Annotated in this window: 7 protein-coding genes; 1 reads left to right on the plus strand and 6 read right to left on the minus strand. The window is 42.8% G+C overall.

The window, feature by feature from the left end:
* Positions 1–787: 787 nt before the first annotated feature.
* The 6 genes from QYT14_RS11145 to QYT14_RS11170 all read right to left on the minus strand — a co-directional run bounded on the left by QYT14_RS11145 (position 788) and on the right by QYT14_RS11170 (position 10,139).
* On the minus strand, positions 788–2,260 hold the full coding sequence (locus tag QYT14_RS11145) for a glycoside hydrolase (protein ID WP_288325668.1): 1,473 nt from the start codon (positions 2,258–2,260) through the stop codon (positions 788–790).
* Between the two features lie 24 nt (positions 2,261–2,284).
* A complete protein-coding gene (locus QYT14_RS11150) occupies positions 2,285–3,802 on the minus strand; it encodes a SusD/RagB family nutrient-binding outer membrane lipoprotein (protein WP_288325667.1) in 1,518 nt (505 codons plus the stop codon).
* Positions 3,803–3,814: 12 nt separating this feature from the next.
* Positions 3,815–7,300: a SusC/RagA family TonB-linked outer membrane protein gene (locus QYT14_RS11155; RefSeq protein ID WP_288325666.1), complete on the minus strand. Its 3,486-nt coding sequence runs from the start codon at positions 7,298–7,300 to the stop codon at positions 3,815–3,817.
* 192 nt (positions 7,301–7,492) lie between these two features.
* Complete coding sequence (locus QYT14_RS11160) at positions 7,493–8,473, minus strand: FecR domain-containing protein (protein ID WP_288325665.1); 981 nt, start codon at positions 8,471–8,473, stop codon at positions 7,493–7,495.
* Between the two features lie 86 nt (positions 8,474–8,559).
* Positions 8,560–9,162, minus strand: a complete 603-nt coding sequence (locus tag QYT14_RS11165; protein WP_288325664.1) for an RNA polymerase sigma-70 factor — start codon at positions 9,160–9,162, stop codon at positions 8,560–8,562.
* A gap of 50 nt (positions 9,163–9,212) precedes the next feature.
* Positions 9,213–10,139: a hydrogen peroxide-inducible genes activator gene (locus QYT14_RS11170; RefSeq protein WP_288325663.1), complete on the minus strand. Its 927-nt coding sequence runs from the start codon at positions 10,137–10,139 to the stop codon at positions 9,213–9,215.
* A gap of 127 nt (positions 10,140–10,266) precedes the next feature.
* Between QYT14_RS11170 and QYT14_RS11175 the strand changes: the two genes are divergently transcribed.
* Positions 10,267–10,743, plus strand: coding sequence for a Dps family protein (locus tag QYT14_RS11175; protein ID WP_237039598.1), 477 nt, complete (start codon positions 10,267–10,269; stop codon positions 10,741–10,743).
* Positions 10,744–10,805 lie beyond the last annotated feature (62 nt).

The raw sequence follows: 10,805 nt of genomic DNA on the forward strand, positions 1-10,805 counted from the left end.
TTTCTTCTCAAAAAGTTTTAATTATCAAAACTTTGTGTAAATTTGCAGCGAAATGCATATCTCTTACTAAGAGATACACATTTTTTCTTCTTTCTCCCAAAATCTTATTCATCACATTCCCAACAGATTAAACATCATCAACTATCCGTTTTACTCTTGTCTTGTCAATCTTAACAGATGTCAACGTATCCTAATGGAAAGACCTTGAAGTTTTTAAAAAAGACCAAGGAGTTTCCGAAAAAGACTTAAGTGTTTTTCAAAAAGCTCAAGGTCTTTTCTCGGAACAATAGAAATTTAGTGGGGATAGTTCCGTTTGTTCTCAGAAACTTCCGTTCTTTATTTTATAGAAATGAATTTTTTCGGGAAAGATAAGAGGAGGTGTTTTTTCTTCGATATATTGAAATTACTCAAAAAACAGTTGATAATACAATAGTAAGTTGCATTCATTTATACTCTCATGCTCTCATTTTCAATGTAATCAACTCATAATGAGCAAGTCACACACAGTGAGAGCATAATAAAAAGTGAGAGCATTGCTCTCATGCTCTCACTCACTTCTTTTTATATATTTCGCATCTCATTCAAGCAATTACAATAAGCTTTTCCAGGCCATGCATTAGGCTTATAAGGACAAGCACTACTTGGATGAGCGATAGGGATGAGGCTATCTTGCGGCAAGACAACAGCGAATCAGGGTCAATTTTGCATTCATTTTGTTACATTGTAGCCTTTATTCTGTATCTAATAGTGCAAGCAGACGGATTCGTTTATAGAATTAGCTTGTCTTTTATTGGTCGAAATAGCAAACTCCTACATAAGTTGTTACACTTCGGGGGAGTACTTGCAAGGCATATCCGTCTTTGCTGCACGTAATTGTGCTTTCTTCCCATCGTTTGTCCATGGTGGTTGTGTAAGAACTTAAGGGTTCCTTGCTTCTGGCATCTTCTAATGACAGCAGACAGTCTATCTTTTTGTCTGTAGGATTCACTACTACCACGGTGTAACGGCCGTCTTTGATAAAAGAGGTTACCTTTACACCTTCCGGCATTCCGCTTGATTCACTTTTGATGCGATGGCTGCCTGTGGGGATGTATCGGGTGTAATTGCCGAAAGTATCATAACGTTTGGGCAAGACGAACTCACCTGTTGTCTTGTTTAAAACGATGAGACTTTCATTGTTGCCGGTAGGTTGTGCTCCTGCCCACCACACGATGGCACTTACATGAGCCTTCTCCAGATAATGATGGAACGTGGTTGCCCAGCGCAAACCATCTTCCATGGAGGTATCGAGTGGAGTGATGTCACTGATTTCAGTCACCCATACCGGTATCTTCTGTTGCTCTGCCTCGGCAAAAGGAATAACCGGTGTCTGTCTCAGTTCTGCGGGAAGAGGCAGACTGTCGGGCAGAATGTAGCCGTGACCGGCTGCTATCAACCTGTCGGATGGCATATCGGGATGTTTTTTCAAAATCTCGTTGGTGAAATCAGCAGAAGAAATCATCTTCAGCCGGTCGAAGGTAACAGACCATGCAGGGTTTTCTCCAAAGATGATTTTGGCAGGGATTTCTTCTTTTTCGAAAGTAGGAAGAAGATAGTGATGGATGAAATCTCCCATTTCACCGGAAGTCCAGACACAGGAGTTCCAAGGGGCCGGATAACCTGGTTCGTTGGAGGGTGACAAGGCGTATGTATGGATACCTATGGATTGGAAAGCCTTGTAGAATGCAGCCATATAATCGGCAAAGTCCTGATAGTGTTCGGGACTTAGTCGTCCGTGGGTGGCATATTGGTCGGGAGTGAGTTCTCCGCCTTCTTTCATCCAGGCAGGAGGGCTCCATGCCGAAAACATGAGAAGAGTTTCGGGATATTTCTGTTGTGTGTACATGGTGAGCCAAAGTTGTCCCCGCCTCAATAGTTCGTTCTTTTCCAGTGAAGTTGCATGGGCAACGGTGGCGGTACTGGTATCTGCTTGTAGGCCGAAGTCGTATTGATGAGCCTCCTTAGAGTAATGAGGAAATATCTCGCCCCTTAGAATATTGAGCTTTAGCCCGTCAGGACCATAAAGGGCGTCAATTACTTTCTCTCGGTTAGGGAATAAGAACAAGGCATCGGACCAACCGGCTTGTGCTGCCCCGAAACCATTTATCACTTGTTCGGCAGGCCGGTTTGTGTGGAGGATGATTCGTGATAACGAATCGCCTCCCTTCACAGGGAGGCAGATTCCACCAATTAAACTAATTGCTAATATAAATTTTTTCATATTTATGTTGTTTCAATTACTGTTTTATTTATCCCACCATACACGGGTGTTTACATTGTCCGCACCTTGTCGGTGGATAGCATCCTCAAGATTTGCCTTATTAATGGTATATTCATCTGTAGGATAAGGCACACGTCGGGGGATTTCTCCATTGCTTTCATTGCCCGAATAATGAGTTGGAGTCAGTTTGGGATATCCGCAGCGACGCCAGTTGGCATAGCTTTCATAGCCATTCATAAAGGTAGCAACCCAATATTGTTTGCCTAGCACTTCCATCTTTTCTTCTGTGCTTCCAGCTTTGCCAAACAGGTCTTGTGCCAAGAATGTTTCTATCTCTTTATTACTGATTGTTATTCCATAAGCTATCTCTTGTTCTTTCATCGATAGCGTAACGGCTTCTTGGTATAAGGTATTGGCATCTCCGCTTACCCAACCGCGTAACGCTGCTTCTGCTTGCAGCAGTTTACTTTCACTCGGCATTAAGAACAGGGTAGGCGCGTCCATTTTCAAAATGGTATTGATGTTGAAATTGGAATAAGCTTCTTTTCCTAAATAACCGCCGGGGTAAGAAGGGATATTATTACTATCGTAACCGTTGGGCAGACCGACTTGTTTGTCGGGATTGTTATCACCGTTTTTCAAGGAACAGAACACACGGATACGCGGGTCGTTGGTTTCCTTAAGGTAATCCATGAAAGTCTTGCTGATTTTTACGATGTCATTGTTTACATAGTTGTCAACCGAGAAACGGTAACTCAACGGATTCTTTTCTTCGTTGCGGCGCGTGTTGTGCCTTACCATGCAGATATCGCCTGCTTCATTCATTATTCCGCCGTCAATGGCTGCTTTTGCTGTTTCGGCTGCTCGTGCAGGGTCGACTTTGCAGAGACGCATCCCCAAACGAAGTAACAATGAGTGGCCGAATTTCCTCCACTTGGCTATATTCCCATCATAAAATAAATCACCGCTGATGGCAGGTTTATCTTCACTTAGCAACTCGATACCGGCTTGTACTTGGTCTATCATATCATAGTAGATAGATTCTTGGCTGTCATATTTGGGCTTGTAAATTGCTTCGTGAAAACCTAGGCCGGCTTCGGAATACGGCACATTTCCATATAAGTCTGTCATACGCTGAAACAAATAAGCTCCCCATATCTTGGCAACGGCTATCATGTTTTGGTATTTATCCGGGTTCAGAGTAGCTTGATACTCCATTTCGCGCCAGTTCTTGATGGTGGAGGAGTAATAATCCAAGAAGTATGTGTTTGCGGGTGCACTCATCATATAATATTTGTCTCCGGCACTAGCCTCACTACTGTTTAGAGTGGCGGTCTGCTGTACTAGCATCATACAAGTGCCTACCTGCATATTTTTGGTGGCACCTCCGGTAGTGGTGTTCATCTGAGTATAGGTGAGTAATGGTCCCGGTTCGATAGTAGTACTGTTATTGGGGTCGGTATTTTTTTCTTCGAAATCACAAGCAGTTACCAAACCTGCAACGGATAACAAAAGTACGGATTTTATCAGTTTATTGTTCATAGTAAATGCAATTTAGAATTTAACGTTTAAGTTGAAACCAATGCTACGGCTGGCAGGCATACCATACGATTCAAAGCCTTGTGCATTGCCGGTGTTGAAAGATGATTCGGGGTCAACCAAAGGAACCTTGTCATAAATGTTCCATAAGTTGCGACCTACTACTGACAGTGAAAGAGCAGACATACCCAGCTTCTTTATCCATTTCTGTGGAAAGCTATAACCGAGTGACACTTCGCGCAATTTGACATAAGAAGCATCATAAACAAACTCTTCGGTGATGCCGGCCACTGCCATATAATAGGTCATGGCATCTACAGCTATATCGTTCGGAGTGACGCCGTCTTCTTTTACTCCTTGTCCGATAGCACCGTCTTCACGCCCCGGCAATGTTTTGGCATGGCGGCCGAAACTGTACATGTGGGCATTGGTCATAGAGAAGATATCTCCGCCTATTTTGGCATCAATCAGGAAGCTTAGTGTCACGTCTTTATAGGTGAAGCTGTTACTGAAGCCCAAGGTGTAGGGGGCTACACTTTCTCCCAGCTTTTGGATACCGCCTTGCATAGGCAGGCCGTCTTTGTACATGATTTCGCCTTTGTCGTTGCGTTTATAGGCAACGCCTTTAATGATACCGTAAGGTTGTCCCACCTGGTGATAGATATAAGCAGGACCGCAATTATCGCCATCATGTCCGGTACGGGCTGTTTCGAGGATGAATTCGTCTACTTCATCAGTGATTTTCTTTACCTCACTCTTATTGTAGGAAAAGTTGAAAGAGGAATTCCAAGTGAAGTCTTTTGTTTTAACGGGAACTCCGGTCAGTAACAGTTCTATACCATGATTGTTCACCTTACCGGCATTGATGCGTACTTTACTGTAACCGGATGTAGAGGAGATTCCGGCATCTACAATGTCGTCTTTGGTGTTACGCACATAGTAGGTAAAGTCGATGCCGATTCGGTTATTTAAGAAGCGCGCTTCAAAACCTCCTTCGTAAGAGATGGATGTTAACGGTTTCAGGTCAAGATAAGGAATTGTGCCCGAATTGATGGAACCGATAGGATATTTACCATTATATTTTTGGTTGAAACCATAAGTCAGACCAAGGTTATAGGCACCGACGGAACCACCTGATTGCGCCCATGAACCGCGTAATTTGAAATAAGGTATCCATTCGGGCATTTTCACGGCTTCGCTGACTATAAATCCTACGCCGACTGACGGATAGAATATGTGATTCGGAGTGGTTTTGCCTTTGTAAGATAAGGTAGAAAACCAGTCATTACGTCCGGTCAAAGTAAGGTAAAGCATACTTTTATAAGAGAATTCGGCTTGTCCGAACAGCGAATTGATGTAACTTTCAGAACGAGAATGTCCGGCGGAAGTAGTGCCGGTATTGCCGATTACATTGAATCCCGGTTGAATGAACCCTTCACCGTAGCCACTGAGGGAGTTGTACCATGTTCCCATAGTGTTCCAACCCACAAAAGCGTCTACACTGAACAGATTGTCTTTAAAGGTATTGGTATATCCGGCAATAGCCTCGACATTGAATTCGCCATTGTAAGTAGAACTGTTCGAGATTGAACCTTCGGGAGTGGTAGCTGTTCCCCACGGAGTAACACTTTCGCTACGGCGATTAATCATATCGCCACCGCCACGAGCGCGTAAATACCAGTTGGGAGTAAAGTTATATTGTGCTTCTACAGATCCGATAACACGGTCTTTACTATCCTTTTGACTGCGGTCATAGGCAATGAAATAGGGATTGCCAATGAATGTTTGTGACGTGGGAAGAAATTCGGTTCCGTCATCGTTTACACGTTTTTCCAAGTCCCTTACATCAACATTGGCCGGTAACATATAAAGTGTGGCATTGGCGTTCATGGTAATGTCGCCTAGTCCGGGACGGTTCTTCGCGCGTTCACGCACATACATGACATTAGCTTTGATTGTAAATTTCTCACTGAGTTTGGAATTGACACTCATGGTAATGTTGTTACGCTCCAGTTTGGAATTGGGCATCAGGTCATGGTAACGTTGGTCGCCTGCGGCAATACGGAACTGAACTTTATCCGTACCACCCGATACAGCTATATTATTAGTCAACGCCCAAGCATCCTGATAGAAGTTCTTAAAGTTATTTTTTCCTGCAGCTACATAAGGGCGGCGGACACCGTCGAATTGCATTACATCCGATCCGTCTAATTTACCGCCGAAAGAGAGCATGCCCATTTGTGAAGCGAGCATCGGTGCAATCTTGTCTACCAGCGTGGGAATCATGGATTCGGGTAAACCCATTGATTCAGCCTGTTGGACTGCGGTGTAATAGGCCATTGTTTCAGGACTCATGCCTCTGGCTCCCGTACCGTATTCCCATTGTAAATCGTCGTTCTTAAAAGTCAGTTGGTCATTGAGATAAGAGAGGTTATATTCTACCTTGATGCGTCCCACATTTCCTCGTTTGGTCGTGATGACAATCGCACCGTTGGCAGCGCGTGAACCATATAGTGCGGCTGCAGTACCTCCTTTCAGTACAGACATGCTTTCGATATCTTCGCTGTTAATGGAAGAAATACCGTCACCGCCGTCATTACTGCCCCACTGTCCGGCTTGACCGTAGTTACTGTTATCCATTGGTATACCGTCGATGACATAGAGAGGTTGGTTGGAACCGTTTAAAGAGCCGTTACCACGGATAACGATACGGCTGGAACCCATCACACCCGAAGCGGGTTTGGAGACATTGACACCGGCTACTTTTCCGGCAAGCCCGGTTGCCAGGTTAGCTACTTTAACGCGGTTCATATCGTCACCTTTCACTTCGGTAACGGAGTAGGCTAGCGCTTTTTTCTCTTTTTTGATACCCAAAGCGGTTACTACTACTTCATCTACGGCAATAGAAGTTTCATTCATTGTGATTCTCATTGGCTTGTTGCTTACTTTCTGCTGTGCCGATTGGTAGCCTATATATGAAATAATCAGTGTCTTGCCGGTTTCGGTAGGCAGGTTGAACTCACCATTGATATCAGTAATGGTTCCGGTGGTAGCTCCTTTGACTTGTACGGTAGCACCGATAATGGCTTCTCCATTTTCGTCGGTCACGGTTCCATGTGCATTTACCGGGATGTTTTTTTGACTTTCCTCTTTTATCTGAGGAGTGCTGACAGAGATGGTTTTATTTTTTCTGTTGAAACACAGTTTCGTTTGTACCGTGATTTTATCCAACACGCTTTGAAGCGTGGCATTTGTCACTTGAATAGTAACCAGCGGAACATTGTTCACTGTTTCTTGGTCATAGAAAAATTTCAGACCGGTTTGCTTACTTATCTGGTTGAATACATTTTCTACAGATTCGCTTTGTGCTTTCAGCGTGATGTTGTTTTCTTTTTGTGCTTGCACAAGCATAGGCATCAATGACAGGCATACGAATAGTAAAAAAGCTAAAAATGAATGGCTATTTTTACCTATTCCTTTATGAGTCGGAATAATATTCATAAATTTGTGCGTTTTAATGATTTAAGACTTAAGTTGTTAAGACACAGGAAACCAATTTGTCTGAGGTCGAAACAGCAAATAGTTTCCGGGATATAAAGTAGGGGTATCCGGCCGGGAAACTCCTACTTTTTTATGAGCTAAGCAGATGATAACATAAGCATATTGTTTAGATTTATAAGGTTAAACATTCGGTTATTTGTATAAGATGATTCTATCTCCTTCTTTTCTGTTTTTCACTCCACTGATATAGCGAATAGATTCGAGTACGGATTCCAGACTTTGGTTATCATGTTCGCCTGAGATTAGATTGTTGAATTCTTGGTCTTCTGCAAAACTAATCCGACAATTGTACATCCGTTCCAATTCTCGGGCAACATCCCGAATAGGGGTGTGATTAAACCTCAGGCTGCCTTTTATCCAAACAGCAACTTCCTTTTCCTCATTCTTTTTATTGTATTCGCCTGATAAGGTATTGATTAATACCTGCTCTTGTGCCGTGAGTCTCATCATGGCTTCCGGCAGGTCTACTTGCACCTTTCCGCTTTTTACGTCCACCGATACAATTTCGTCTTGCCGATAAGCTTTTACATCAAATTGAGTTCCCAATACACGGACATTGAAATTACATGTACTGACGATGAACGGCATTTTTTCATTATGGGCTATTTCAAAGTAGGCTTCTCCATCCAGTTCTACTGTACGGGTTTTGCCTATGAATTTATTGGGGTATCGGAGGGAAGAACAAGAATTGAGTACGATACGGCTGCCATCCGGTAGAGTGAGCTGTTTTTTCTCTCCGAAAGTGGTGCCGGCTTGGGTGAAAACAATACTCTTCTTTTCGATATAGCGGGAATAGTGGATACTTCCGAATATGAGACACAATAAGGCGGCAATACTTGCTATTGCATAAGTAATGTGGCGGAAATGGAATCGTTTGTGGTGTTCCAACTTCTGGAGTAACCGGTATGCTTCTTTTTTGTATGTATCATGCTCGGTGTTCGTATTTTGGCGGTGGAGAGAAGATTCTTCCCATATATTGGAAGCCAGTTCGTTCAACAGCTCTTTGTTTTCATCACGACGCAGGCTGTCGAGTAGTTCGGCTGCTTCTTCCTGAACATACATATCGTCCAGATAACGACGTAGTTTTTGTTTTTCTTCTTTATGGTCTTTCATCTTCTTTATGGGATGGGGCTGTTTGTTTTCCCCTCACATAAGTAATACACAAATATGAGGGAGTACTAGGGTATGTTTAACTTTTATTATAAATTCATGCAAATCAGGATGAGCAGTAAATCGGCATAAGTATCGGAGTATTTGGTTAAATAAGTACGAATGGTATGTAAAGCTAGAGAGATGTGTTCTTGTACAGTATGAATGGAGATGCCAAGTTTGTCGGCAATTTCCTTGTGTGACAATAATTCCTCACGACTCATTCTGAAGATTTCCTGTTGGCGGGGAGTAAGAGACTCAAAAGCCTTTTGGATGATGTTTTTCAGGTCACCTGACAAGATGTTGTTTTTAGTATCGTCGCTATAATCTATTGCTTGCGAAAGGATACTTTCTTTCAGTGTATCTTCTTTTTCCATATCTCGAATTTGATTGAGGATGCGGTTGCGCATGATAGTATACAGATAGGAGGAAAAAGAGGCATTGGGATCAATGAAGCGGCGTCCTTGCCAAATGACAGTGAAGGCATCCTGAAAAATATCTTCGGCAAAATCTCTTGATTTTACGAATCTCATGGCGAAATAAAGCAGGCGGTTCTTATAAGTGGCATAGAGTTCACAAAAAGCGTCTTCATCTCCATCTATCAGACGGAGAACTATTTCGCGTTCATTTATAGGAGTGTCTGTGTTATTCATAAATCTTTTGTTGTTTGTCATTTGGTTAATATCATTTTATGGAAAAGGAGTTATACCACCTTTTGTCCGTTTTGCAGAATGAGCATTTCTTTTGGAATAGCAGCTTTAATCTTATCTACAAGCATGGAAAGTATGGCATGGCGTACAAAATCTATTTTTGTAATGATATAAATTTGTCGGGTAGGCTGCGGGATGGCAAAAGGGCGGACCAGCTTCTTCTGCTCCTCATTCAGTTGCAATACCGCCAGACCGGGGATGAAAGTCATACCTTTTCCACTCTCTACCATGCGCATGAAGGTTTCCATGCTTCCCAGTTTGTAGGCTATCTGACAGGATTGTGCGGACTTTAACTGACAGAAACGCATCAGCTGGTCTCTGAAACAGTGTCCTTCGTCCAACAACCAAAGCTTTTCTCCGCTTATTTCAGAAGAACGAATCATTTCTTTCTTATAAGCTGATTCTTTTGTAGAGACATATCCGAAGAAAGATTCATAATAAAGAGGAGTGGAGATGAAATCTTTTTCTTCGGCGGGGCCGGCAATGATGGCAGCTTCCACGCCTCCAGCTTGAAGGGCAGCAAGGCAGTTAGGGGTTTTCATTTCGATTACCCGGATATCCAGCAAAGGATAGGTTTCCATTACCTCGGGAAAGAAACGGGGCAGAAGGTAGGGGGCAATTGTCGGGAGGACGGCGATGCGGAAAATACCATTCAAAGATTGCTCTTCTTCTTTTACCAAGTCTTTGATAAGCGAGGTTTGATGTAGGGCAATCCGTGCCTGTGCAATGACTTTCTTGCCGACCGTCGTGGGCTGTACCGGTTGTGCACTGCGGTCGAATATCTTGATATTCAGTTCATCTTCCAACTTTTGTATCATTGCGCTCAAGGTAGGTTGTGTTACATTACAATGTTCGGCAGCCTTGGCAAAATGACGAAGTTCGTCCACGGCAAGTATGTATTCCAGTTGTTGTAGGTTCATAGGCTTTGGGCTTGATAGATTTTGTCTATACAAAGATAGAAATTATCAGTTTGACACGCATTACTTTCTCCTTTATCTTTGCATCAGAGAAAAAGAAAAATAGTAATCAATTTAAAAACATAGAATTATGAAAACATTAGATTATATCAAATTAGATTCAGCAGCCGCTGCAAAGGTAGTAGATTCATTGCAACAATTATTGGCAGACTATCAGGTGTTTTATGCTAATCTGCGTGGATTTCATTGGAATATCAAGGGACACGGTTTCTTTGTATTGCATAGCAAGTTCGAAGAGTTATACAACAATGCTGCCGATAAGGTAGACGAGCTGGCAGAACGTATCCTGATGTTGGGAGGTGTGCCGAAGAATAAGTATAGTGACTATTTGAAAATGTCGAATATAAAAGAGGTAGAGGGTGTTTCATCCGGCGACGAAGCGTTGAACAACATTCTTGAGACTTACAGTCATTTTATTGTTGAAGAACGTAAAGTACTCGCTATTGCATCACAGGCAGGCGACGAAGCTACTGTAGCTGTCATGAGTGATTACCTGAAAGAACAGGAAAAGATGGTTTGGATGTTGGTAGCCTATGCTTCAAAGTAGTCGGTTTGCTTTAGTTTAGAATGGAGGAGTATCGGTGGAAAGCCGATGCTCCTTTCTTTTTA

This window comes from uncultured Phocaeicola sp. (assembly GCF_948499155.1).
Taxonomy (GTDB): Bacteria; Bacteroidota; Bacteroidia; order Bacteroidales; family Bacteroidaceae; genus Phocaeicola; species Phocaeicola faecalis.